At 45.0% G+C, this 23,322-nt stretch carries 33 protein-coding genes; 31 read left to right on the top strand and 2 right to left on the bottom strand.

Annotated elements, in window-relative coordinates:
- The first annotated feature begins 80 nt into the window (after positions 1–80).
- From V6C11_RS04000 to V6C11_RS04040, 9 genes are all read left to right on the top strand, one after another.
- Complete coding sequence (locus V6C11_RS04000; RefSeq protein WP_333529793.1) at positions 81–305, top strand: hypothetical protein; 225 nt, start codon at positions 81–83, stop codon at positions 303–305.
- A 49-nt stretch (positions 306–354) separates the two neighbouring features.
- Positions 355–522: a hypothetical protein gene (locus tag V6C11_RS04005; RefSeq protein WP_333529794.1), complete on the top strand. Its 168-nt coding sequence runs from the start codon at positions 355–357 to the stop codon at positions 520–522.
- A gap of 181 nt (positions 523–703) precedes the next feature.
- Positions 704–1,534, top strand: a complete 831-nt coding sequence (locus V6C11_RS04010; protein WP_333529795.1) for a DNA adenine methylase — start codon at positions 704–706, stop codon at positions 1,532–1,534.
- A 12-nt stretch (positions 1,535–1,546) separates the two neighbouring features.
- Positions 1,547–2,317, top strand: a complete 771-nt coding sequence (locus V6C11_RS04015; protein WP_333529796.1) for an HNH endonuclease — start codon at positions 1,547–1,549, stop codon at positions 2,315–2,317.
- A gap of 17 nt (positions 2,318–2,334) precedes the next feature.
- On the top strand, positions 2,335–3,168 hold the full coding sequence (locus V6C11_RS04020) for a DnaD domain-containing protein (protein ID WP_333529797.1): 834 nt from the start codon (positions 2,335–2,337) through the stop codon (positions 3,166–3,168).
- The gene (locus tag V6C11_RS04025) at positions 3,158–3,697 is read left to right on the top strand and encodes a replicative helicase loader/inhibitor (protein WP_333529798.1); all 540 of its coding nucleotides are present in this window, start codon (positions 3,158–3,160) and stop codon (positions 3,695–3,697) included. Before V6C11_RS04020 ends, V6C11_RS04025 begins: the two co-directional genes overlap by 11 nt.
- 277 nt (positions 3,698–3,974) lie before the next feature.
- Positions 3,975–4,100 carry a hypothetical protein gene (locus V6C11_RS04030; protein ID WP_333529799.1) on the top strand — a complete coding sequence of 42 codons (126 nt, stop codon included), beginning with the start codon at positions 3,975–3,977 and terminating at the stop codon, positions 4,098–4,100.
- Between the two features lie 244 nt (positions 4,101–4,344).
- Entirely contained in the window at positions 4,345–4,638 is a 294-nt protein-coding gene (locus V6C11_RS04035) for a hypothetical protein (protein ID WP_333529800.1), read from the top strand.
- Between the two features lie 254 nt (positions 4,639–4,892).
- Positions 4,893–5,111: a BC1881 family protein gene (locus V6C11_RS04040; protein ID WP_333529801.1), complete on the top strand. Its 219-nt coding sequence runs from the start codon at positions 4,893–4,895 to the stop codon at positions 5,109–5,111.
- Here V6C11_RS04040 and V6C11_RS04045 read toward each other — a convergent pair.
- Positions 5,108–5,314 (bottom strand): KTSC domain-containing protein, encoded by a 207-nt coding sequence (locus V6C11_RS04045; protein ID WP_333529907.1) that lies wholly within the window; start codon positions 5,312–5,314, stop codon positions 5,108–5,110. The two genes, V6C11_RS04040 and V6C11_RS04045, sit on opposite strands and share 4 nt — an antisense overlap.
- A 161-nt stretch (positions 5,315–5,475) precedes the next feature.
- On the opposite strand from V6C11_RS04045, the gene V6C11_RS04050 reads away from it, so the two are divergent.
- The 22 genes from V6C11_RS04050 to V6C11_RS04155 all read left to right on the top strand — a co-directional run bounded on the left by V6C11_RS04050 (position 5,476) and on the right by V6C11_RS04155 (position 23,026).
- Complete coding sequence (locus V6C11_RS04050) at positions 5,476–5,703, top strand: hypothetical protein (RefSeq protein WP_333529802.1); 228 nt, start codon at positions 5,476–5,478, stop codon at positions 5,701–5,703.
- A gap of 83 nt (positions 5,704–5,786) precedes the next feature.
- Entirely contained in the window at positions 5,787–7,124 is a 1,338-nt protein-coding gene (locus V6C11_RS04055; protein ID WP_333529803.1) for a site-specific DNA-methyltransferase, read from the top strand.
- A 139-nt stretch (positions 7,125–7,263) separates the two neighbouring features.
- A complete protein-coding gene (locus tag V6C11_RS04060; protein WP_333529804.1) occupies positions 7,264–7,497 on the top strand; it encodes a hypothetical protein in 234 nt (77 codons plus the stop codon).
- A gap of 35 nt (positions 7,498–7,532) precedes the next feature.
- Entirely contained in the window at positions 7,533–8,651 is a 1,119-nt protein-coding gene (locus V6C11_RS04065) for a hypothetical protein (protein ID WP_333529805.1), read from the top strand.
- Positions 8,638–9,906: a PBSX family phage terminase large subunit gene (locus V6C11_RS04070; protein ID WP_333529806.1), complete on the top strand. Its 1,269-nt coding sequence runs from the start codon at positions 8,638–8,640 to the stop codon at positions 9,904–9,906. The genes V6C11_RS04065 and V6C11_RS04070 overlap by 14 nt, the downstream gene beginning before the upstream one ends.
- Before the next feature lie 17 nt (positions 9,907–9,923).
- Positions 9,924–11,402, top strand: coding sequence for a phage portal protein (locus tag V6C11_RS04075; protein WP_333529807.1), 1,479 nt, complete (start codon positions 9,924–9,926; stop codon positions 11,400–11,402).
- On the top strand, positions 11,399–12,745 hold the full coding sequence (locus tag V6C11_RS04080; RefSeq protein WP_333529808.1) for a minor capsid protein: 1,347 nt from the start codon (positions 11,399–11,401) through the stop codon (positions 12,743–12,745). Before V6C11_RS04075 ends, V6C11_RS04080 begins: the two co-directional genes overlap by 4 nt.
- Complete coding sequence (locus V6C11_RS04085; protein WP_333529809.1) at positions 12,742–13,038, top strand: hypothetical protein; 297 nt, start codon at positions 12,742–12,744, stop codon at positions 13,036–13,038. Before V6C11_RS04080 ends, V6C11_RS04085 begins: the two co-directional genes overlap by 4 nt.
- A gap of 123 nt (positions 13,039–13,161) precedes the next feature.
- Positions 13,162–13,794, top strand: a complete 633-nt coding sequence (locus tag V6C11_RS04090; RefSeq protein WP_333529810.1) for a phage scaffolding protein — start codon at positions 13,162–13,164, stop codon at positions 13,792–13,794.
- Positions 13,795–13,814: 20 nt separating this feature from the next.
- A complete protein-coding gene (locus V6C11_RS04095) occupies positions 13,815–14,183 on the top strand; it encodes a hypothetical protein (RefSeq protein WP_333529811.1) in 369 nt (122 codons plus the stop codon).
- A gap of 27 nt (positions 14,184–14,210) precedes the next feature.
- A complete protein-coding gene (locus V6C11_RS04100) occupies positions 14,211–15,257 on the top strand; it encodes a major capsid protein (protein ID WP_333529812.1) in 1,047 nt (348 codons plus the stop codon).
- Between the two features lie 47 nt (positions 15,258–15,304).
- Complete coding sequence (locus V6C11_RS04105; RefSeq protein WP_333529813.1) at positions 15,305–15,538, top strand: DUF7210 family protein; 234 nt, start codon at positions 15,305–15,307, stop codon at positions 15,536–15,538.
- Entirely contained in the window at positions 15,539–15,922 is a 384-nt protein-coding gene (locus tag V6C11_RS04110; RefSeq protein WP_333529814.1) for a DNA-packaging protein, read from the top strand.
- A 1-nt stretch (position 15,923) separates the two neighbouring features.
- Positions 15,924–16,286 (top strand): ABC transporter ATP-binding protein, encoded by a 363-nt coding sequence (locus V6C11_RS04115; protein WP_333529815.1) that lies wholly within the window; start codon positions 15,924–15,926, stop codon positions 16,284–16,286.
- Positions 16,286–16,765 (top strand): HK97 gp10 family phage protein, encoded by a 480-nt coding sequence (locus tag V6C11_RS04120; RefSeq protein ID WP_333529816.1) that lies wholly within the window; start codon positions 16,286–16,288, stop codon positions 16,763–16,765. The genes V6C11_RS04115 and V6C11_RS04120 overlap by 1 nt, the downstream gene beginning before the upstream one ends.
- A gap of 7 nt (positions 16,766–16,772) precedes the next feature.
- Positions 16,773–17,195 carry a phage tail terminator family protein gene (locus V6C11_RS04125; protein WP_333529817.1) on the top strand — a complete coding sequence of 141 codons (423 nt, stop codon included), beginning with the start codon at positions 16,773–16,775 and terminating at the stop codon, positions 17,193–17,195.
- Positions 17,188–17,370, top strand: coding sequence for a hypothetical protein (locus V6C11_RS04130; RefSeq protein ID WP_333529818.1), 183 nt, complete (start codon positions 17,188–17,190; stop codon positions 17,368–17,370). Before V6C11_RS04125 ends, V6C11_RS04130 begins: the two co-directional genes overlap by 8 nt.
- Positions 17,371–18,687 (top strand): phage tail sheath family protein, encoded by a 1,317-nt coding sequence (locus V6C11_RS04135; protein WP_333529819.1) that lies wholly within the window; start codon positions 17,371–17,373, stop codon positions 18,685–18,687.
- The gene (locus tag V6C11_RS04140) at positions 18,688–19,152 is read left to right on the top strand and encodes a phage tail tube protein (protein WP_333529820.1); all 465 of its coding nucleotides are present in this window, start codon (positions 18,688–18,690) and stop codon (positions 19,150–19,152) included.
- 22 nt (positions 19,153–19,174) lie between these two features.
- On the top strand, positions 19,175–19,597 hold the full coding sequence (locus V6C11_RS04145; protein ID WP_333529821.1) for a phage tail assembly chaperone: 423 nt from the start codon (positions 19,175–19,177) through the stop codon (positions 19,595–19,597).
- Positions 19,598–19,777: 180 nt separating this feature from the next.
- Entirely contained in the window at positions 19,778–22,093 is a 2,316-nt protein-coding gene (locus tag V6C11_RS04150; protein ID WP_333529822.1) for a hypothetical protein, read from the top strand.
- Between the two features lie 114 nt (positions 22,094–22,207).
- On the top strand, positions 22,208–23,026 hold the full coding sequence (locus V6C11_RS04155) for a hypothetical protein (protein ID WP_333529823.1): 819 nt from the start codon (positions 22,208–22,210) through the stop codon (positions 23,024–23,026).
- A 179-nt stretch (positions 23,027–23,205) separates the two neighbouring features.
- Here V6C11_RS04155 and V6C11_RS18645 read toward each other — a convergent pair whose 3' ends face one another.
- Entirely contained in the window at positions 23,206–23,295 is a 90-nt protein-coding gene (locus V6C11_RS18645; RefSeq protein ID WP_442886029.1) for a putative holin-like toxin, read from the bottom strand.
- Positions 23,296–23,322 lie beyond the last annotated feature (27 nt).

Below are 23,322 nucleotides of genomic sequence, written 5' to 3' on the forward strand. Positions count from 1 at the left end.
CATAGATATGCCCAGCAGAAAGGAACGGCCATCGTTCATTCCTCCGCCAGGAGTGTGTATGAATTATCCAAGGAGAGAGAATGAGTGTGAAGGGTGCGGGTATTGGGAGGATTGCACTAACCATAAACGAAACCCCCACCAATTTGGGGGCATCAGATCGGGGGTTAGATGATGGCAGCAAATGGGTTATCCCCAAGAAACTAATTATTGCCCTAAATGCGGATCGTCGAATATCAAGTCAAGGGATATGTGGCATCAGGACGGTCTACTGGTTTGTAAAGAGTGCGGATGCTGCTGTTATGTGATCGAGGCAGAGGACGGGGATTAGTTTACAATCTTGGAAGGAGAAGCGATATGCGTCTAATCGAAAAGTTAATGCAGTTAAACGGCAAAACAGAGGAACAGTCTTGGTACGATTGTCCTTTTAACTACGAGCAAATAAAAGTTGATTCTTTTGTAGCTTATTGCGACGAAGGTGGTAGTGGTTGCGAATGGTGTCACAATCAGGAGATTGACGATTAGTTCGCATGTCAATCATATCAATAACCAACTAAATAAGGAGGTATTAAATTGAGTAAGAAAAAGTCTCAATTTAGCCCAATGGCGAAAAAACCGAAAGGCAAGTAGCCAGCACCGACACGGGTGGGTACGTGATGCCATAAGGCATTGTGTGCCCATTTTTTGTTTTAAGCGAGGTGATCTAGTGAGGATAGCACCAGTGTTAAAGTATCCCGGAGCAAAGTGGTCACTGGCAGATTGGATAGTGGGTCATTTACCAAAACATATTACCTATTTGGAGCCGTTCTTCGGATCCGGAGCGATATTTTTCAACAAGCACCCATCGAAGGTTGAGACCATAAATGACTTGGATAGCAATGTTACAAACCTATTTCAAGTTATTAGGGATCACCCGGAGGAATTGGCTAGGACCATTGAATTTACACCTTGGTCAAGGGAAGAGTATGACATCCTACTACTGCCGGCCGGAGATACAGAAATTATCCCAAGGACCGGGGATATGGTAGAGGATGCAAGGCGGTTCTTGGTTCGCTGCTGGCAAGCTTTCGGTTCTAAAACCAGTGATAAGGTTGGTTGGAAAAACGAGGTCCAAGGTAAGCAGGGTAAGAATGCGGTAAGAATTTGGAATCAACTCCCACAGCGGATTTTGAAGGTGACCGACAGATTAAAAACGGTACAGATCGAGAACCGTCCAGCGTTAGAGGTTATTGAAAGGCATAGATACCCTGGGGTACTGATATATGCCGACCCCCCCTATCCGATATCGACTAGGCACGGGAGGATTTACAAGCACGAAATGACTGACCAAGACCACATAGAGTTGCTTGATGCTTTAGATCAGCACCCAGGATCTGTGCTGCTTAGTGGCTATGCCTGTACCTTGTACGACGACCGTCTGAAACATTGGGGCAGGAGAACAGCAAAGGCACTGGCAGAGGGCGGCCGGGCGAGGGAGGAAGTATTATGGTTGAATCCCAAGGCGGCGGAGGAAATGTTGAGTTTGAGGTTGTTTTAGGGGGTGGTAGTGATGGCTAAACGTAAAGCTATTTCAAATAAAGTGCGGTTTGAGGTATTCAAAAGGGATTCTTTTAAGTGTCAATATTGTGGGGCATCCGCACCAGATGTACTATTGCAGGTTGATCATATAAAACCTGTCAAAGAAGGTGGAACTAACGACCTTTCAAACCTTATAACATCTTGCTTTACCTGCAATAGCGGCAAAGGTGCTAGGGCGCTAAGCGATAAATCCGAGGTTGAAAAACAACGAAAGCAACTAGAGGAGCTAAATGAACGCCGGGAACAACTTAAGATGATGATGCACTGGCGGGAAGAATTACTGAAGCTTGAGGATGAAAAGGTTAATTACATCAAAGAAAGATTTGAGCAATTAGCTAGTTGTACAATCACGGAATTTGGAGCCAAGTCATTAGCAAAGATTATTAAGAAATATCCTATAAACGTAGTATTAGATGCTGTTGAAGTTTCCGCATCTCAATACCTTAGGCAAGATCCTAAGGGTGGATATACCACCGAATCAAGAAATAAGGCATTCGATTATATTAGTAGGATTTGCGCTATTAAACTAAGGGAACAACAAAACCCTGATTTGGGCGAACTTTATTATATACGCGGGATTCTGCGCAATAGACTGCATTACGTAGATGATCGCAAATCTATTCAATGGTTAAAAGAAGCATATCAATTAGGCAAAACTATCGAGGAATTAAAAGATATTGCTCTTAGCGTTAACAACTGGACTGAATTTAGAGAAATAATGGAACAGATTGTTCGTTATTAGTGATCGGGGGTTAGGGAATGGCTAGGGCTAGGAATATAAAACCAGGATTCTTTCTAAATGATGAATTGGCAGAGATAGAACCACTAGGGAGGATTTTATTTGCAGGGTTATGGACTATTGCTGACAGGGAAGGACGTATGGAGGACAGGCCTAAAAAGATAAAGGCATCTGTTCTTCCTTATGATAACTGCGATATTGATAACCTTCTTAACCAACTAGCAAACAAAGGCTTTATTTTTCGTTATGAGGTAGACGGGTGTAAATACATTCAAATTATCAATTTTAGCAAGCACCAGAACCCTCATAAAAATGAAGCTCCTAGTTCTATTCCTGCACCATACTTGCACAGTACAAGTACAGTACAAGTACAGGAGGAGAACACAACTAATCCTGCTGATTCCCTTAACCTGATTCCTGATTCCCTTAACCCTATAAATATTGATAATGATGATGATAACGCGCGTGCGCGCGAAGCTCAACTTGAAGAAGCCCAACGGCAAATTGTAAACACCTACAATCAAGAAATGGGTAGGCTTATCTCCCAAAATGAAGCTGAACAGTTAACATCCTTCCTTGACGATGGAATGGATGCGGAAGTGGTATGCGAGGCAGTTAAAAGAACCCGCCTTAATGGCAAAACCAGTGTTAAATATGCCATTACCATACTCCGCAATTGGAGAGACGAAGGCGTTATCAACATGGTTGGTGTGGAACGTGCAGATATAGAATTTGAAAAGCGCAAACAACAAAAAGGTAATAAAACATCAATCCGAAGCCCCGATAAGCGAATGCCGCGTGGCTTTGCTGGATTGCTTGAACTGAAAAAGGAGGCCAATGGGCATGAATCTTGAACAGGCAATAAACCTTGTAGGCTTAGCATTAGCCAATTTCCCCAACATGCAGGAAAGGGATATGGCCCCAACCGCTGTGTTATGGGAGAAACTTTTATCGGATATTCCTTACCATGTAGCTGAAAAGGCATTGGTGAAGGTGCTGGCCACTGCCAAGTTTTTTCCTGCAGTTGCCGAAATTCGGGAAGCAGCAATACAACTAACACAGCCAGTAGTACCAACCGCATTGGAAGCCTGGGGAGAGGTAACAAGAGCTATGAGACTGTATGGTTATTACCGACCAGAGGAAGCACTTGCTTCACTATCCCCTATTACAGCAGAGGTCGTAAGACGCTTTGGGTGGCGTGATATGTGTGCATGCGAGGAACCGGAGGTATTGCGAGGACAGTTCCGCATGGCTTACGAACAGTATGCCGGGAGACAGCGGGAAATGGCCGTGCTACCCAGCGGTATTCGTGAACTAATTGGCGGATTGGCAGACAAACTAACCTTGGGTGGTGGTGAAGATGTGCCAAATGTGCAAAGGTAAGGGATATGTTCGGGAGATACTTACCGTCAATAACAGGAGGTACCAAGTATTCTCTAGGTGTAAATGCGAAGCGGGTGCCAAGTATAATGGGCTACCTGAGTTCAGAGGGGAATATGCGCCGAATCATGATCCAGATGGCAAGGTCGTAGAATTCCCCAGAAAACGCTAGCCTTAGCTCATGAAGAGAGGGTGGACCTATGATTGATTTACTAGCCGCCGCAACGGTGCTGTATCTACTGGTACTGGCAGGGTTGGCGGTGAGAAAGGGGCGGGTGAAGTGACGGAACCCGTGAAAGTGTACCTATCCCACGGTGGTGGGGTTAACTCCTGGGCCTTATACCTCTGGTTAATCGAGCAGGGCCAGGTGCCAGGCGTAGACTTTGAGCGTCCGTATATAGGTTAGTGAACATCCCATTCAGGAGGTAAATTGTGCACCCAATAAGTGATTTTTGTAGAGAGTATTGCCCATTTAGCGGCAAGGATGGCTGGCGAGATTGTCACTGCATAGACGATAAATCTAAGTGTCCCGTTGACTACTTTGTAGTGTGGTTGGCAGGTCGCTAAACACACTACAAAAAGCCCCACCGCATGGGCAGAGCTGAGATTTGGACGATTTCAGTATATCATAATCGTGGGGGTGGGGGAAGATGGGGAATCCTAATCTGAAAGAAGCAGCAAAAATAGCAGAGAAGCAGGTAACCAAGGCGGCCAGGGAAAGTGCGGAGAAGGTAAGAGAGAGAAATGAAAAGGGAATGGTGCCTCTGTTACATGCTGATAGCGCATCGTTTTGGGCTTGGTGGGGAAGGACAAGCCCGCCGAATAATCACATTAAGGAAGTACTTCCGCCAGGTCCGCCGACTATGAAGGGCGGGAGCAAGAACAGGAACAAGAAATCACCAAAAGGGAACAAGGCTTACGTGGACCCGTGGAAAGCTATTTAATCCTTAATCATAACATAGTTAGTTGACAAATGGATATATTTACTATATCATTAGTGGTGGAGGACGGACCCTAAAATCCGCCCTCCTATTTTTTATGCCATAATTAATAAAGCCGCCAGCCGATGGCGGTTTTTGTTTTATGCTTAGTAGGCTAGTGAGGGGAGCCTATAATCCCCCGTACAAAAACAGGCCCTGCCAAACCGAAGCCTTATGTGCTACGTAGGAGACCGATGTAGGAATGGTGGGGCTTTATTTTGGTAATCTTGATAATACTAAAGAAAAGAACAGAAAGGTTGATATTAGTGGCAAATAAATTGTCTGATTACACAACCGCAGAGCTAGTTAGGGAATTACAAAAAAGAGAGGCTGTCGAAAAAATCGATGTTCAGCCCCATGAGGAGTATATAATTACAGCTAATGGCCATCAAGTCAAAGGCACAGGACCATCCATCATGCTTACTGTGACTGATTAGCCGATTTTTCTATATGGGTATACGTTTTTAATAAGACGGTGGAAATACTGTCCGTGAGAACTAGCGGACATAAGACCTTGATAGATTGTAGCAGGCACGTCGGAATACTGATACAGGCCACCGGAATGGAATTTAATTACTAAAGTGTTAGTGGTAGTATCATAACCAATGGATGAAATATTACTTGAGGTAACTGGAAACATCTGCAATAGAAACACCTCCTTTCGCGGAATAGTCGCATTCAATGACAAGCTTCCACAACGAAGGGGGTTTTCCTTTATCTAACATTGTCGGTATATAGTGGAATTTTGGAGAAGGGAATTCCTCCTTGCCTACCGAAAGGTGTTGGTGAGGAGGTGATCATGTGGCAGAAGAATCTAATGCAACACCTATACAAAGAAATGCGTTCGACGTAGCTATGGAGTTAACCATGTTATCGCTTAGGGTCACAAAGATAAGCAATGAAAGCGACATTCATGAGAGGTTTTTAAAGTATTACTCAATAGTAAGGACTGTAGAAACAGTTAATTTTACAGAACTTGAAAGATATCTACCTGAAGAAATGAAAGAAATAATTCAGCGATATAAATAGATTCATCTTAGAGCCTCCGGGCTCTTTTTCTATGCCCTTCGCGGCATTGCAACCGACAACAGACGGAAGAAGGTGACACCACCATGGACATTAGAAGAATTTCAATATTGAAAATCAACCCTGCCCTATACAACCCACGTAAAGATCTGCAACCAGGTGACCTAGAATATGAAAAACTCCGCCGATCCATCGAGGAATTTGGATATATTGAGCCTCTGGTATGGAACGAACGTACCGGCAACCTAGTTGGTGGTCACCAGAGGTTTAAGATACTGGTATCCCGGGGAGACAATGAGTTCGATGTCTCTGTTGTCAATCTCGATGAACAGAAAGAGAAAGCCCTTAACATTGCACTAAATAAAATATCTGGTGACTGGGACAATGAAAAGCTGGTAAACGTCCTAAAAGAACTTGAATCTGCTGACTTTGACATTGAATTAACCGGCTTTGACACTGCTGAGATTAACGCTCTGCTAACAGAGTTTAACTGCGAAGCTAGCACCGAGGACCCGGACGACTTCGACTTTGAGTCCGAGGTTGAAAAGATAACCGACCCAATAACTAAACCGGGAGATACCTGGTTACTTGGCCGCCATCGGCTGCTTTGTGGGGATGCAACCAAGTTAGAGGATGTAGAAAAACTCATGGGTGGTCAACTGGCGGACATGGTTTTCACCGATCCGCCTTACAACGTAGATTACGAAGGTGGCACGGGTCTTAAAATCATGAATGACCAGATGGACAACGACAAATTTTATCGATTTTTAAGGGATGCCTTTGCAAATATGTTTGCCGCCACTAAGCCTGGCGGCTCTATTTATGTGTGCCATGCTGACAGCGAAGGTCTTAACTTCCGAATGGCTATAACTGCAGTTGGTTGGTTACAGAAGCAGTGCTTGATCTGGGTTAAGAACAGTCTAGTGATGGGCAGGCAGGATTACCACTGGCGGCACGAACCAATTCTTTACGGTTGGAAGCCTGGGGCAGCCCATAAGTGGTACGGTGGTCGGAAGCAGACTACTGTGCTTGAGAATGCCCCAGGGATAACCGCCAAACAGGAGCATGACGGTGTTGTGTTAACCTTTAGTGATGGGATAAAGGATTTAGTTATTAAAGTACCATCATTTGAGGTGTTGTATGATGGTGATGACGGGGAAACGACCATCTGGCAGTTTGATAAGCCACTTAAAAACGCTGATCACCCAACAATGAAACCTATAGGAATACCAGCCAGGGCAATTCGCAACTCGAGTAAGAGCGGCGAGATTGTCCTTGATTTATTTCTGGGCAGCGGGTCCACTTTGATTGCTGCGGAGCAAACAGGCCGTGCTTGTTATGGCCTTGAATTAGATCCCTTATATTGTGATGTCATAGTCAAAAGATGGGAAGAGTTTACCGGCCAAAAGGCCGTTAGACAATAAAAGAGGAAGGTGCTGGTAACACCCTCCTCCAAGAATTGCCGGGGCACCCCCGGCGCGAGATAGTGGGATAACCGTGGCCACGGATTTTTGAGAGACCACTATCTCGTTTCCATTTTAACGGAAAGTGGGGGTGCTTACAATGGTGGAAACAAACAAATGTTCTATAAACGATAAAGAAATGCTATTGATTCAACATGAACTTAAGGTTATTGAGGGTATTTTTGAATCTAAAGAAAAGTACAGGAAGATCATACAAGCTGGTATAGCTAGATGGGTTAAGGATTTTCAAGCTGGCAGAATAAAAATCGAAACAGTAGACGACTTAAAGAAACTCATAGAAATCGATCTGGAATTACAAAAAGATGATATTTAGTAAATTTAAATCTCGACAGTAAAGAAGGTGAGGTGGTGGCCAGGCCGTCAAAACACAACTGGCGTAACTTATTCCTTGAATACAACAAGGGTCGATATAAAAGCGTAGCGGAGTTTGCCCGGGCCAAAGGTCTTAACCCTGTGGCTGTCCGGCGAGAGTTCAAGAAGTTCGAAACAGCCCCAGAAGAGGAGCCAAAAACAGAACAAAACGAAACAAAACAACGCAACAAAACAGAACAAAATAAGCAGACTGTGAAACAAAAGGATCACCCATGGGAAGCCCTTCGTAAACAATTCATAGACTGGCCAGAAGAAAGAGTGCAGGCTTACCTACAGCAGATTGAGTCTCGCTTAGAGGAGCTAAAAGAAATCCCCTTCGAGGAAATGAGCCAGTCGGAAGTGAAGGAGCTTGGCAAGCTACGACGAGAACGGCGGGCAATCCTGAGTAAACCGGACCCGAGCAAGATTTGTAAGGCCGTGAGGAACGGGAAGAAGTGCAACAACCCTGTGGAGTTAGGGAAAGAAGTGTGCTGGAACCATGGGGGAGCTCCCGGAAGCGGGCCTCCTCTTGGCAGTAAAAACGGTTTAAAGACTGGCGAACATGAAGCTATTTGGTTAGATGCATTGGAAGAGGATGAACAGGAACTTGTAAATAGAGTTGCCCTCGACCCGGTTAAACAGGTGGACCAGTCAATTCAGCTTTATGAATTCCGAGAGCGCAGAATGTTGCAGCGCATCCAAAGACTAATGAAGGGGCTGACCGAAAGTCAACGTCGGGTGTTGCAAGAGCGGAGAACTGTTAAGGAACCCATTACGGTCTATGATGAAAAGACGGGTCAAGAAAAGGTTATTACTATGCCACGTAGTGATTTGGTAGTAACTGAGATAGAGGAAACAGAATACCGGGCTATTGATGATATCTTAAATCTTGAAGAGGCTCTAACGCGGGTGCAAGATAAGAAGATTAAGGCTATTGACCTTAAGCATAGGTTAATTAAGAGCGGTGCAGGGAGCGAGGAGTATCGATTAGGTATAGAAAAGATGAAGGCCGAAATCACTAAGATTACTGGTGATGATGGCCCCACCGAAGATGACGGCTTTATGGATGCCGTAGAGGGCAAAGTTGAAGAGGTGTGGGACGATGAAGAAGCATAAGATCGCACCATTCAAATGGAAGCCTCTCTCTAAAAAACAACTTAAAGTGCTGACATGGTGGATGGATAAATCGCCCCACCATGATAAAGATGCCATTATCTGTGATGGGTCTGTCCGGGCCGGGAAAACCGTTATCATGAGTTTTTCCTATGTCATGTGGGCAATGTCGATTTTTGACGGCGAAAGTCTAGGCATGGCAGGCAAAACCATTGGTGCCCTACGTCGAAATGTTATTCAGCCGTTAAAGCGTATCTTAAAAGGCAGAGGTTATAAGGTAAAAGATCATCGAGCAGATAACTTCCTAACCATAACCTATCAGGGCAAAACTAATACCTTTTACCTTTTCGGCGGCAAAGATGAAAGTTCCCAGGATCTAATCCAGGGCATCACCCTGGCAGGAATGTTTTTCGATGAAGTAGCCCTGATGCCCGAATCTTTTGTTAACCAGGCTACGGCCCGTTGCTCTGTCGAGGGGTCAAAATATTGGTTTAACTGTAACCCAGCAGGACCATATCATTGGTTTAATCTAGAGTGGTTAAAGAAACTTAAAGAAAAGAATGCTCTGCATATTCACTTTACTATGAAGGACAATTTAAGTCTTTCGCCAAAGGTAAGGGAACGTTATGAGCGAATGTACTCAGGAGTTTTCTTTAAAAGATATATTCTTGGGTTGTGGGTGCTTGCTGAAGGTATTATTTATGATATGTTCGATGAGGCATTTCATAAGGTGCCTGTCGCAGATCGTAAATACACTGAGTTTTATGTTTCCTGCGATTATGGCACCCAGAACCCGACAACATTTGGCTTATGGGGAAAATCAGCCGGTAAATGGTACAAGACCAAAGAATATTATTACTCTGGCCGGGAGCGGGAAAGACAGAAGACTGACGAAGAGTTCTATCAGGAGCTTGAGAAGTTCATAGGAGATATAAGCGTCAAGGCAGTGATCGTAGACCCGAGCGCTGCTTCTTTTATTGCCACAATTAAGAAGCACGGCAAGTTCAGGGTCAAAAATGCCAAGAATGATGTAATCGAGGGTATACGGAACATGGCTACAGCGTTGGGGGATGGACTAATCTATTACAACGACTGTTGCATCAATACATTTCGAGAATTTTTCTCCTACATCTGGGACGAAAAGGTAGCTGAACGCGGAGAAGATAAGCCAGTTAAACAGAATGACCACTGCATGGATGCGGACCGTTATTTTGTAAACACGATACTGTTCCGCAGACCAGGAGTTTATTTTGATTAGAGAAAAGAGGTGAGACAATGCCAATTATTACAGAGAATGAACGCATAGCAACCATTATCAAAGTAGGAGCCAATATGGCCATGAGTCTTGAACAGATTATCTCCCTCGAAATCAGCGAGTGGAAAACATCCAAGTGTAGGCAGGCTATGCTTAAAGGAGAAGATTATTATCGTAATAAGACGGATATTTTAACCAGAAATCGAACAGTCATTGGGGAAAGTGGATATAAAGAACCTATCAATAATCTGGCCGATAATCGGTTGGTCAACGGTTTTTTTCGAAAACTGGTAGACCAGAAGGTCGGATACCTGTTGTCCAAGCCCATGAGCATACAGACAAATAAGAAAGAGTACCAAAAGCTATTGTTATCGTATTTCGGAAAAGGCAATCTTCGTATGTTCCAGAGCATAGGGAAGGAGGCCATTAAAAAAGGAATTGCCTGGCTACATGTTTATTACAATGATGCAGGGCAATTATCCTTTATGCGGATACCTTCCGAGCAGATTATCCCCCTCTGGCGGGACGCAGCCCACACGGACCTTCAAGCCGTAATCCGTACATATGAGGTGGAAACCTACGAAGGTACTCGACGGGTAACGGTGACCAAGGTCGAATGGTGGGATACCAACGGGGTCAAACGTTATGTACTGCAAGCCGGAGGGCAATATGGGCTAATTCCGGACGTGGAAGCTGGCGATGAAGGATCTCATTTTAAAGTTGTGAAGCCTGGGAAGGGAGATATGACAGAAACGGGCGTCAACTGGGAGCAGGTCCCCTTCATTGCATTCAAGTACAACGAAGAAGAGCAAGGACTGCTGGACCTCATTAAATCATTGATAGATGATTATGACGCTAGGAAAAGTGAGAATGCCAACAACCTGGAGGATCTACCGAACAGTATTTATAAAGTCAAGGAATTCGATGGAACGAAAGGCGATGAATTCAGGAAAAATATCGCTGTATACCGAGTGGTATTTGTGACCGGGGATGGCGATGTTGATACCATTAACTTAGAAATCGATACCGAAGCATATAAGACTCATATGGAAATGAACAGGAAAGACATCTTTGAATTTGGTCGAGGAGTAGATAACGAAAGCGACAAGCTAGGGAATAGTCCTTCCGGTATAGCCCTCAAGTTTCTGTATGCTGATTTGGATATGGATGCTAATATTATCGAAACCGAGTTCCAAGCCAGTCTAGAGCAACTGAGATGGTTTATTGATGTCCATATTACAAATACCATTGGGGCTGATTATTCTGAGGAGACGGTTGACTTTATCTTTAACAGGGACATTTTGATTAACGAAACCGAGGCCATTACAAGTGTCAAGAATAGCGTGGGGATTATCTCAGATGAGACGATTGTGGCCAATCACCCATGGGTTACGGACGTTCAAGACGAATTAGACCGTATAAAGAAACAACAAGAGGAAAACATGGGGGAACCTAAACCATACCCATTCACAGAGCGTGGCGCGGGTGATGACGAATGAAGTCGGCAGAATACTGGCAAAAGAGAGCGGAGCAAGTAGCTAGCAGGCAATACCATAAGGCAGACCGATACGTTGCCGATCTTGGGCGGGAATATGAGAAAGCTATATTGTCCATCCAACGGGACATCGAAGTATTTTATCAGAGGTTTGCTGATGAAAACGGCATTGTAGACATGGCCGAAGCCCGGAAGCTCTTAACCTCTGGTCAACTAAAAGAATTTCGTATGACCTTGGAAGAGTTTATCACAAAGGCCAAAGGTAATGCCAACGGTAAATGGACCAGCCAACTAAACAACGTCTACTACAGGACCCGGATAAGTCGCTTGGAGGCGTTACAGACACAGATAAGGCAACAGGTGGAGATGCTTTCCGCTGGCCACAAGGAAAACACGCGGGCTGTTTTGTCTGATGTTTACGAGGACACCTACTATCGAACAATCTACGAGGCACATAAAGGTATAGGGCTTGGTGTTTCCTTCGCTTATGTGCATCCCGAAGCGATTGCAGGTATACTGTCTCAATCGTGGATGGGCGCAAATTACAGTCAAAGGATTTGGAATGACCGAGAAAAACTGATAAGGGAAATCGAAACCAATCTAGCACAAGCATTTATCCGTGGTGATAGCATTGACAGAACAGCACAGGTCTTGGCGAAGCGCATGGATGTGTCTTACTCTAATGCTGTCCGGTTAGTGCAGACGGAAACCAGCCATATCGCTGGGGAAGCCACAGCAGCAGGTTATAAAGAGAGTGGCGTTGTTCAAAAATATCAGTTTTTGGCTACTATGGACAATCGGACAAGTGCTATTTGTCAATCAATGGATGGCAAAGTTTTTGAATTAAGAGAAAAACAAGAAGGGGTCAATTACCCGCCACTCCATGTGCGTTGTCGCTCCACTACGGTACCCTACTTCGAAGATAATTCGGGAGAGCGCATTGCAAGAGATCCGGCTACAAGGAAAACCTATACCGTTCCAGGTGATATGACTTATAAGGAGTGGTATAATGAATATGTTCAGAAAACTAAGCCGCCAAAAACAAAGGCTGTAGCAGACTCATATCTACCGAAACAACTAGGGTTTAGAGATGATAATGGCCTTCAAAAATTTATACCGTCGAATACCCAAGTAACCAACGTGCACACCATTGCTGGTGAAGGTGTGAGCGTGGCACATCGGGCTGCAAAAAGACTATCGGAGCAATACGGGGGCAATGAAAAAGGTTGGAGCAAAAAAGCGGGAAAAGTTGAGTCTGATAAGTACTTATTTGATATACACTGGGTAGAACATCCAGACATAGGGCAGCGCAATTATAAAATAGCAAGTAAGAAGGTGAAAAAATGAGAACAGTGAAAGTTTGGAGCTATGAGGTTGAAGCCTACATCGAAAAAGAATCCATAGGACAGGTAAGATATGTGGGGGATAGCTTTGAGGATATAACATCAGATAAAATCTATGATGTGTTGTCCATAGAGGAGGAAATGCTAAGGGTGGTTGATGATGAGGAAATGGACTATTTGTACAGCCTTATCAACCCAGCACCCCTAGATATGTCGTCCGAGGGAGGAACTTGGAAGATTATTAAGGACGAGAAGGGAATATTGACTCAAAAGTTTAAAGAACTAAAGTTGCTATAAGGCATCTGCTGGATAAATCGGTAGATGCTTTTATTATTGCCGCCGTTTGGTATTGTGGGCGTAAAACACAAGACATCACCGGACACGACCGGGTAAAAAGTGAAGATGAAAGGACGATTAAACATGACTAAAGAAGAACTTATTGCCCTTGGATTAACCGATGAACTGGCCACTAAAGCTGCGGCCGCATCTGCGGAAGAACTTAAATCCTTCATTCCCAAAACCCGCTTCGATGAAGTCAATGAGGCGAAGAAGCAAGCTGAAAAAGATCGGGATACTGTAAGTGGCCAGTTGGAGGAGTTAAAAAAGACAGCCGGAGTCAGCGAGGATCTGAAAAAGCAGATTGAAACCCTTCAGGGCGAGAACAAGGCTGCAAAAGAGAAACATGAGGCTGATATGAAGGCACTCACCTTGACCAATGCTATTAAATTAGCTCTAACTGGCAAGGCTCATGACCCAGATATTGTCACCAATCTTTTGGACAAAGCAAAAATTGAATTAAACGAGGACGGCACTATCAAGTCCGGACTGGATGATCAAATCAAGGCGTTGCGTGAGAGCAAGGCTTTTTTGTTTGCTGACGAAAAGAAGGATGACAATGGATTCCAATTCAAAGGTTTTAGGCCAGCAGAAGGTAGCGACGATAAAGGCAAAGGCGGCGAAGGTGACAAGGAAGGGGCTTTTGGTAAGCGTCTGGCTGACTTTGCGAAGAGCAATGAAGGATTAGAGAAGGCCCGGCAATCCTATTTTGAATAAGAAGTGGAGGATAAAAAATTATGAGCAAATTTATAGTAACCAATTATGGAAATAAAAAAGAGATTCTCAAATTTCCGGATCATTATGTGGCATTGGCGGTAACGGTGGATGATACGGGGGTTACGGCGGTCGACGGAAAGAAAATTGTACCTGCGGGAACTATTGTGGGCAATGGCATCCTCACGGACGAAACCAAACTGGCCAAAAAGGCGGTCACCACGGGGGATGCCTCCAACGCAGAGGGGGTCCTGCTCAATGACGTGGATGTGACTTATGGACCGGCTCCAGGGGCCATGGTGATTCATGGTTTTATCAAGTTGTCCGCTCTGCCGGCGGTTCCAACAGATGAAGAAAAAGAGGCACTTAAACAGATTACATTCATTGCCTAAGCGACATCTAAGAAAGGATGATGACGAATGCCAACTATTTTTGATTTGGTGAATGCTAAAAATATCGCTACTTATTACCTGGCGAATCCATCGAATACGATTCCTTACCTGGGGGCGACCCTATTTCCTGCAAAGAAGCAACTGGGATTGGATCTAAGTTGGATTAAGGGCTCCCGTGGTCTGCCTGTATCCCTGCAGCCTTCGGCCTTCGATACTAAGGCAACCTTGCGGGACCGCATCGGGTTCCAAAGGATTGATACCGAAATGCCGTTTTTCCGTGAATCTATGCGAATCGGGGAAAAAGAACGGCAGGAGCTTAATAAAGTGGCTGCATCTCAGAACGAGGCGTTGATTATGCCTCTTATCAATGAAATTTACGATGATGTGGCAACCTTGGTCAACGGCGCCCAGGTGGTTCCGGAAAGAATGATCATGCAACTGCTGTCCTCTGGAAAAATCCAAATCATAGCCAATCGGCAAGCTCATGACTATGATTATCAGATGTCATCCGAACATAAGGAAACCTTGATTACTTCAGATGACAAATGGAGTAATGTAGAAGCAGATATTGTTGGCGACCTTAAGGCATGGCAGGACAAAGTCGAAGATGACACCGGGGTACGACCAACCAAAGCGATATGCACAAGGAAGACATGGAATTATGTCTTGCAAAATAAACCCATTCGATTGGACATGAATCCTTTGGGCGGACAGAATATCATCATGACGGATGCAATGATGAAGCAGTACTTACAGACTAAACTTGGTATTAGCATTGCGGTGTACAATAAAAAGTATGCTTTACAGGACGGGTCCACTCATTTATTCTATCCAGATGATCATATTACCCTGATTCCTGACGGGACCCTGGGAGGTACTTACTACGGGACAACACCTGAGGAAAGCGATCTAATGGCCGGAATTTCTAATGCAGAAGTTTCTATCGTCAATACCGGCGTGGCGATTACCACGATAAAAGAGCCCCACCCAGTAAACGTGGAAACGATCGTTAGCGAAATTGTGCTGCCGAGCTTTGAAACTATTGATACTATTTTTATTGCGAAGGTGAATTAGGGGGGAGAAATTTTTCCCTCCTATCTTTTTTGGAAAGGGTGAATAGTATGTCAGGAAAAAAACGAAGCCCAACGGAAATCGATAAACCAACGATGGAAGAGGTAAAATCAGAAGAAGTAGAGTCGGGATTGGAATTGCAAGCCCCAGAACCATGTGAGATTCAATGGATTATGAACGTTAAGCATCGGGGACAACGGTATAAGGCAGGTCAAACACTTCGAATTACGCCCGATGAAGCCAAGGAGCTAGCTGCTGCTAAGGTTGCTAGGTTGGTGGATTAAATGGTTACCATAACGGAGATTTGGCCTATCATCAAGGCGAGATTGAGCCTTCAAGATGATGCTTTACAGCCTCTCATTTCCTCTTACATCGAAGAGATAGAACAGAGAATACTCCATTATTGTGGCATTAAAGCGGTCCCTGCTGGACTCAAATTTACATGGGCATCTATGGTTATAGATGCAATCCGGATTGATTTACCACACATTGAAGAAATCTCTGACACGGTCGGTGGGACTGAGTCGGTGAAAATTGGAGATACACAAGTCTCCCCCTCAGCAAGAGGAAGCGAGGGAGGGGCATCGAACACATCAAAACCGATCATAGACAGGGTGGTTCTGAATTATCACATCGATCTTAACCGTTACCGAAAGTTGAGGTGGTAGCGTGGTTATTAACTATACCCGTCATCGGAGAGCCATAGAAAAACTATATGACTCACTGGCCACAATCAGTCGGTACAGGAAGGGCAAAAAACCTTCAGGCGAAACCGCACAGGTGCTACAACTCTTACACAAAGACATTCCCTGCCGTATATCTCAGAAAGCCCTGGGCAGCAACGGCCAGACCGAAGCACAGAATGAAATTCAATATGAAACTAAATTATTCCTGGCCCCGGAAGTTGAGATTTGCCAGGGCAATGCTATTGTGGTCACCAGGGCCGGGGTTGCACGGACCTACACAGCTGGGGAGCCGTTTTTGTATCCTACCCACCAAGAGGTCAGTCTGCAAAGAGTGGGTAAAGCGTAATGGCTGATCTAGGCAGTTTTGATTTTGATGAATTTAAGGAGCTAGCCAAGAGACTCCAGAAAGCCGTGGACGACCGGGTTGTCGACAAACTTATCCGTGAATTACTAATTGAACTGGCCTATCGGGCGGTTGCTAAAATCAAGATGCGTACCCCAGTTAATACCGGGGATTTACGTCGTAAATGGATGGTTGGTAACATCGAAAGGCAGGGTAACGGTTATTTCATTGAGATATTCAATAACCTTGAATATGCATCATTTATTGAAAAGGGTTTTCGTGCTCACTGGGTCCCAGGGGAGTGGGAAGGGAATATATTCAAATACATTCCGGGTGCTAAAACAGGAATGCAAGTTGGTAAAAAAGGTGGCTGGGTAGAAGGCCGATTTATGGTAGAGATATCTATGAAAGAGATCGAGCGAGAACTTCCTGTCTACCTTGAAAGGAAGCAAGAACAACTCTTACGAGAAATTCTAGGTTAGGGGGTGAGTGGTAATCGTAAACGATGTACGAGAGGCTGTCATTGCGGCTTTGAATCAGCATTTCCCGGACATAGAAATATACGGCGAAGAAATTAAGCAGGGCTTTGAAGAGCCTTGTTTTTTTGTGAAATTGTTTCCGGTGGCTCAGGACCGTGAATTTGGCCGTCGGTATAAACGTTACCACTCCTTTGACATCCATTATTTTGCTGCTACCAATGAAGATATGCACGTTATGGCTGAACGGCTATACGAACATATGGAGTATATCAAGGTATCTGGTGGTACGGCCCGGGGAAAGAAACTGCGCCATGAAATCGTGGACGGTGTGCTCCATTTCTTCGTTGATTATGACTTTCATATTATCCGTGAGAAACAACCGTATCCGAAAATGCAAGAACTTGAACAGGAGGGATATATAAAGCATGGCTAAAGAACCAAAGGTTAAAGAGCCTATCCCATACACTAAACAGCAATTTTTAGCCTCGAAAAGCTTCACACCACAGCAAAAAGACGTGTTGAACGCTGTACTGGAGGACGGCAAGCCATATACCAGGGAGGAAGTTACGCACATGGTGGAAGAGTTTGCCAAAAGGACGGTGGAATAAATGGCCGGTGGTACATGGACTACTCAAAACAAAGTTCGCCCAGGAGTGTACATTAACTTTGCCAGCGAACCAAAGCCCCTTGGATCAGTGGGAGACAGAGGGATTGTTACCCTGGCCCTGCCGTTACCCTGGGGGGCCTCAAAAGAAATTATTACAATACAAGCTGGGGAAAAATTGCAAGACATCTTAGGGTATGATATCACAGCCCCGGAATTGCTACTGATCCGGGAGGCATTGAAAAGGGCCAAAACACTGTTGCTGTATCGGCTTAATGTTGGGACCAAAGCCACAGCAACCCACACAGGATTGACCGTTACGGCCCTGCATGGTGGTGTTAGGGGCAATGACATTGCAATCATCATTCAGCAAAATATTGATGAAGAAACCAAGTTTGATGTAAGAACCCTGGTAAGTGGGGTAGATGTAGACCTGCAAACGGTTGCAAATATCGCAGGTCTCACGGCTAATGCATGGGTAAACTTCAGCGGGACTGGGTCATTAGAGGAAACCGCAGCCTTACCTCTGACTGGCGGTGCCAATGGCACAGTGACCAACCAGGATCACACGGATTACCTAGCCGCTGTGGAGGTTTATGAGTTTAATACCATGGGGCTAACCGTAACCGACCCAACGCTGAAATCCCTATACACATCTTTTGTAAAACGTTTACGGGAAGATGAGGGATATAAAATCCAATTAGTGGTTGAAAACTACCCAATCGCAGATTATGAGGGTGTTATATCTGTTAAAAACGGCGTGGTATTATCCGATAGTACCACACTTACAGCAGCGCAAGCAGTGGCTTGGGTGGCCGGGGCCACTGCGGGAGCTAATGTAAACGAATCTTTAACCTACCAAGCTTATGATGATGCCATCGATGCTTCGCCGAGGTATACCAACACACAAATAGTAGCTGCCTTAAAAGCCGGGGAGTTTGTTTTTACGCAAAACAACGGCCGCGCCCTGGTGGAGCAGGACATTAATACCCTGACCGGCTTCACCCCGGATAAAGGAAAACAGTTTGCCAAGAACAGAGTCATCCGGGTGTTGGATGGTATCAATAATGATTTTAAACGCATCTTTGAACATTTCTATGTCGGCAAGGTGGATAACAATGACGATGGCCGGAATCTATTAAAAAACGAGTGCAACTCCTACTTGGGTACATTGCAGGGGATAGCTGCCATTCAGAACTTCGATGCTCAAAATGATGTGGTGGTTTTGCCTGGTAATGAATCCGACAGCGTGTATATTGAGGTTAATGCACAGCCAGTGGATTCTGTTGAAAAAATCTACATGAAAGTGCAGGTGAGATAAGTGGGATTTTTCAAGGCTAATGATGCCATCTCGGGCCAGGAGGGTAGGGCCTATGCGACGATAAACGGCAACGTCGAAGAAATGTTCTATGTGAAAACCCTAGAGGCAACAGTTGAAAAGCAAAAGTCAGAAATGAGGGCCTTGGGCCGTCGCGGGACCCAGCATAAGGCTACTGGGTGGAAGGGCACGGGAACCATGACCATCTACTATGCCACAACCTTATTTCGCCAACTAATGTTGGACTATATTAAAACGGGCAAGGACATCTATTTTGACATTCAAATCGTAAACGAAGATCCAGGTTCTAGTATTGGCAGGCAAACTGTCGTGTTGAAAAACGTAAACCTTGACAGTGTTATCGTGGCCAAGGTGGATACTGAAAATGAGTTTTTGGATGAAGACATTGATTTCACCTTTGACGATATTGACATCTTGGATAGCTTCAGTGCCCCGGTGTTGGGCTAATAAGATTTAGGAGGCATCAGCAATGAGTGATTTAAGCGTATTCTTTGCCCAGAACAATCTGGCAGATATTACGGAGGAATTTATTGTATCCGAGCGATTCAAGGACAAAGCTGGTCAGCCGGTGCCTTGGAAAATCCGCAGCATGACCGAGGCTGAAAACGAGGCCATTCGCAAGTCAGCCACCAAGCGGATAAAGGTTAAGAACAGTGGCTATACCACCGAGATAGACTCCGAGGAATATATTGCCAGGCTTGCTGTCTCCAGTGTGGTTTTTCCGAACCTAAAGGATGCGGCCTTGCAGGAGTCTTACCAAGTAAAAGGGGCAGATGCGCTCTTGCGTAAGATGCTGTTACCTGGGGAATATGCGGCACTGATTCAAAAGGTACAAGAACTGAACGGCTTTGATAAGGACGTCAGTGAACTGATTGAAGAGGTAAAAAACTAATCCAGGAGGGTGATGGTGAGGCGAATTATGCTTACTATGCCCTCCATGAACTTCATATCCTGCCACATGATTTTGCGAGCATGTCGCGACGTGAAAAGGCTGCGATTATGGCCATGATCGATGTGCGTGTAGAGAAGGAGAAACGGGAACAGAAGGGTCGTAGGAAAAGAAGGTGATTAATTGGCTACTGTATCAACAGCCCTTAAGTTGTTTGATCAATTTTCCCAGCCGCTGCAGCAAGTAGTAAACCAAGTTAATTCTGCGGTAAGTGCAATGGGGCGTCTTCATAGTGCTTTGCAAGTACCTGTGCCGCCCCCAGTCACACTAACCGTAGATATGGCGGGGGCTATGCAAGAAGTGGAAAGATTTAAGGCGCAAGTCCGAAGCACCGGGAGCAGTGCTATCCAGGTTGTGATTGATTCCCAAGATATAACCCAAAAGATTACACAGATTCAGAACCAAATACGCTCTGGGCTAACCGATACAGCCATACGGGTAACCTTTGACACCGCAGCGGCCCTGCAAGCAGCGACAAGGATTAAAGGGCGTATCGAGTCATTGCTCACTTTGGCACCAATAAACGTTCGTTTAAACTTAAACGCAGCATCTCTTCGGACACAGATAAACTCAGCCTTGCGCGGTTTAGGGGCATCGGGAATAACTGTTCAAGTAAGGTTGGATGCAGCAAATGTACTAAGACAGGCGAGTGCTCTTAGGGCGCAAATCGTTTCCCGAATTGGCACAATTACGGCCCAGCTAAATTTGACGCTCCCTGATAGCCTAACCAACCTACTAACCGGGCTGCAGCGATTGGTAACACAACTAATTGCGGCAATCGAAAGGTTACGATTACCGCCAGGAGGCGGTGGAGGTGGTGGAGGCGGCAGCGGTGGAGGGACTGCTGGCTGGTTAAGCAATCTTAAAGGCATTGCAGCAGCATACCTGTCCATTGCCGGTGCCCAGAAGCTGCTTAGTGCTACCATTGGCGGTGCCATGGAACAGCAAAAGATGATGGACATGTTCATTGCCCGTACTGGTGATGCACAGATCGGGACGGCCATGTTTGAAAGATTCAAAGCGGACGCTTTAGCCGCCGGGCAGGATGTTAACAAATCCTTGCAATCTACATTATCTTTTTTCTCAGCGACCCAAAACACGGACCAATTAACTAAATTAAACAACCTTGCCCAGCGACTCAATGCTTTTGATTCAGCCGGAAACGGCATCGAGGGTGCCGCGTTCGCCTTGAAGGAAGCCATGTCGGGTGACATCGTTTCCCTTGCCGAACGCTTCAACATGTCCAAGTCAGATATCCGGGCCTTTAAGATTGACGAACTGGGTAAGTCAGGCGATATGGACGGCTTCATAAAAGCCTTTGATAAGTTGCTGGAGAAGCAACGCATGGGGCAAGAAGCCTTTGAAACCATGATGAAAAGCCCTGCTAAGCAAATGGAGATATTTAGCAACAATGTGAAATCAGCCTTTGCCGATGCCGGCGGGGCGGCGGTAAAGGGACTGCTGCCAGCCATCATTGCGCTCAACGCTGCATTCCAGGCAGGTAAATTTCAGACGTTTTTTGATACCTTAAGCGTGGGTCTATCTTGGATTGTCCAGGCCGGAATCGTCGCTTTTTCCGCACTTCAGCAGGCGTCAGAGATAGTCCGGGGGGTGCTATATAACCTGGGAATTGTTTTGCTGGGCTTATCGCCTATTCTTCTGGGTGTGGCCGCAGCGATAGGGGTTTATCTTGCCTATACAAAAATGTTGGCCCTATGGGCCACGATTATGGAGGTCAAAACCAGGCTTTGGGCAGCGGCACAGGCGGCGTTGAACTTTGTCATGAACATGAACCCCATTCTGAGGATTATCATGTTGATTATCGGATTAGTAACTGCTATAGCAACCTTAATTGCCATGACTAATGGGATCAAGCAAGTATTTGCTGATGCCTTCGGTTTTGCGGTGGATGTTGCGGAAGCGGCTATAAAGAAGATAATTTCACTTATTAACGGTGCAATTAAGGGTATAAACAAGGTAGCTGGCTTTTTTGGCAATCTGTTGGGTGTTGAAGCTAAACAGATACAGGAAATTGAATTCAAGGCTGACTTTGATAAGTTTAAGCAAGCTGGTCAGGATATGATAAAGGACTTCAGCATGGATAAACTGAAATCCAAAATGGGCTTGGATATAACGAATAGCCTTAACCAAGGTGTTTTAGATAAATGGGACGCCGCCGCAGGCGGGATTCCTAAAGTAGACAAAGTCGGCGAGGTTGGTAAAATCAAAGATAAGATAGATATATCTTCGGAGGATCTCAAGGTTATGCGCGACTTGGCAGAGTTTAAGAACATACAGAATTTTGTAACCCTAACCCCGACTGTCCAGGTGACAACAGGGGATATTCACCAGGAAGTGGATGTCAACAGGATGCTGCGGCGAATCGAAGATGCTATGGCCAGGGAGATTGCACAGGGCGCGGAAGGGATATATCGATAGGAACGAACATGGGGGTATATCTTGACAAATACTGTCGAACCATGACAAAGACCTATTATGTCGTGGTCCCTTCATGGTAAAATTAGAGCAAATTGCCATGAAGGGGGAAGGTCATTGAAGAAGCTCTTTATCGGTCTGATTGTCGGGGCAATGCTTTGCCTCAGTGCAACAACGGCCTTTGCAGCTACGGCAAAGCAATACGTTTTAACGCAGGTTCCATATCCTATTTACGTTAACGGCACAGAATATCGGGATGCTGAACATCCCATTTTGAATTATCAAGGGGCGACCTATGTACCGTTAGCCAAGCTGGGGGATTTGACCGGGGTACAGTACACCTGGAATGATAAACTTGGCCGGGTTGAGATTGTTGTCTCAGGTATTTTCCAGGATAATGTTGTTTCAATTAATGATATTAGTGAGGGTGTTAAATCTACAGTACCGAGCGAAGCCATTATGTCTGTCAGGGAAATTGCTGAAAGAAAAAATATACAGGATTTCATAAATAGTGTGCCTCCTGTTGTGGTGAATCAAAAAATATCCGGGTATATCTCTGAGGGGGAACGGGTAGAGTTCAAAGCATACTTCAAAAACGGAAACGGTCTTGGAACATTCACCGACGAGGATGATTCTATGGCGATGATAGCGAGGGTTGAAGGGTTGCCGGCACCGCCTAAAATAAGCGAGGGGTGGATAAGAATTGGCTTATTATTTGGTTATGAGTATGACGTAGAATATAAAGGGAATGATTTAGTAATAAAAACATCCTCGTTCAAGAGAGATCAAGAGGAATTTGTTCGTTTAACATTTCCTGAAGGATGGAAAAATACAGCAAATGGAGAAACCGTAGTAAATGGCATTAGGGTTAAAGCTCATAATAATTTTGACTACTTCAATATTGAGGACTTAATAACTACCGGAATACTCAAATAAACACCCCTGTTGATATTTTGGGGTTAGGGTGATATTATAAGTTTAAACAAGGCATACTATAAAATAAAAGACTGTAGGTGCTACGAACACCCACAGTCAAGGTACAACAGTTGCCCCCAAAGGGGCCGACTCAAAGATTATGCGTCAGAAATAGACCGCAAACCTATGGCAAGGGCGGTCTATTTCTTTTTATCTTTAGACAGTATGGCAATTAATACGCCGAACGCTATCATTAGAGATAGAGCTTCATACACTGTCACAGGCACCACCTCCTTTCGGAGATGAGCCGACCACCC

The sequence above is a fragment of the Desulfotomaculum sp. 1211_IL3151 genome, from assembly GCF_036763075.1.
GTDB lineage: Bacteria > Bacillota > Desulfotomaculia > Desulfotomaculales > Desulfotomaculaceae > Desulfotomaculum.

Coding starts and splice junctions, on each gene's coding strand:
- V6C11_RS04000 (WP_333529793.1), top strand. CDS start 81: ATGAGTGTGAAGGGTGCGGGTATTGGGAGGATTGCACTAACCATAAAC.
- V6C11_RS04005 (WP_333529794.1), top strand. CDS start 355: ATGCGTCTAATCGAAAAGTTAATGCAGTTAAACGGCAAAACAGAGGAA.
- V6C11_RS04015 (WP_333529796.1), top strand. CDS start 1,547: ATGGCTAAACGTAAAGCTATTTCAAATAAAGTGCGGTTTGAGGTATTC.
- V6C11_RS04020 (WP_333529797.1), top strand. CDS start 2,335: ATGGCTAGGGCTAGGAATATAAAACCAGGATTCTTTCTAAATGATGAA.
- V6C11_RS04025 (WP_333529798.1), top strand. CDS start 3,158: ATGAATCTTGAACAGGCAATAAACCTTGTAGGCTTAGCATTAGCCAAT.
- V6C11_RS04035 (WP_333529800.1), top strand. CDS start 4,345: ATGGGGAATCCTAATCTGAAAGAAGCAGCAAAAATAGCAGAGAAGCAG.
- V6C11_RS04045 (WP_333529907.1), bottom strand. CDS start 5,314: ATGTTTCCAGTTACCTCAAGTAATATTTCATCCATTGGTTATGATACT.
- V6C11_RS04055 (WP_333529803.1), top strand. CDS start 5,787: ATGGACATTAGAAGAATTTCAATATTGAAAATCAACCCTGCCCTATAC.
- V6C11_RS04060 (WP_333529804.1), top strand. CDS start 7,264: ATGGTGGAAACAAACAAATGTTCTATAAACGATAAAGAAATGCTATTG.
- V6C11_RS04070 (WP_333529806.1), top strand. CDS start 8,638: ATGAAGAAGCATAAGATCGCACCATTCAAATGGAAGCCTCTCTCTAAA.
- V6C11_RS04075 (WP_333529807.1), top strand. CDS start 9,924: ATGCCAATTATTACAGAGAATGAACGCATAGCAACCATTATCAAAGTA.
- V6C11_RS04080 (WP_333529808.1), top strand. CDS start 11,399: ATGAAGTCGGCAGAATACTGGCAAAAGAGAGCGGAGCAAGTAGCTAGC.
- V6C11_RS04085 (WP_333529809.1), top strand. CDS start 12,742: ATGAGAACAGTGAAAGTTTGGAGCTATGAGGTTGAAGCCTACATCGAA.
- V6C11_RS04090 (WP_333529810.1), top strand. CDS start 13,162: ATGACTAAAGAAGAACTTATTGCCCTTGGATTAACCGATGAACTGGCC.
- V6C11_RS04095 (WP_333529811.1), top strand. CDS start 13,815: ATGAGCAAATTTATAGTAACCAATTATGGAAATAAAAAAGAGATTCTC.
- V6C11_RS04100 (WP_333529812.1), top strand. CDS start 14,211: ATGCCAACTATTTTTGATTTGGTGAATGCTAAAAATATCGCTACTTAT.
- V6C11_RS04105 (WP_333529813.1), top strand. CDS start 15,305: ATGTCAGGAAAAAAACGAAGCCCAACGGAAATCGATAAACCAACGATG.
- V6C11_RS04110 (WP_333529814.1), top strand. CDS start 15,539: ATGGTTACCATAACGGAGATTTGGCCTATCATCAAGGCGAGATTGAGC.
- V6C11_RS04120 (WP_333529816.1), top strand. CDS start 16,286: ATGGCTGATCTAGGCAGTTTTGATTTTGATGAATTTAAGGAGCTAGCC.
- V6C11_RS04130 (WP_333529818.1), top strand. CDS start 17,188: ATGGCTAAAGAACCAAAGGTTAAAGAGCCTATCCCATACACTAAACAG.
- V6C11_RS04135 (WP_333529819.1), top strand. CDS start 17,371: ATGGCCGGTGGTACATGGACTACTCAAAACAAAGTTCGCCCAGGAGTG.
- V6C11_RS04145 (WP_333529821.1), top strand. CDS start 19,175: ATGAGTGATTTAAGCGTATTCTTTGCCCAGAACAATCTGGCAGATATT.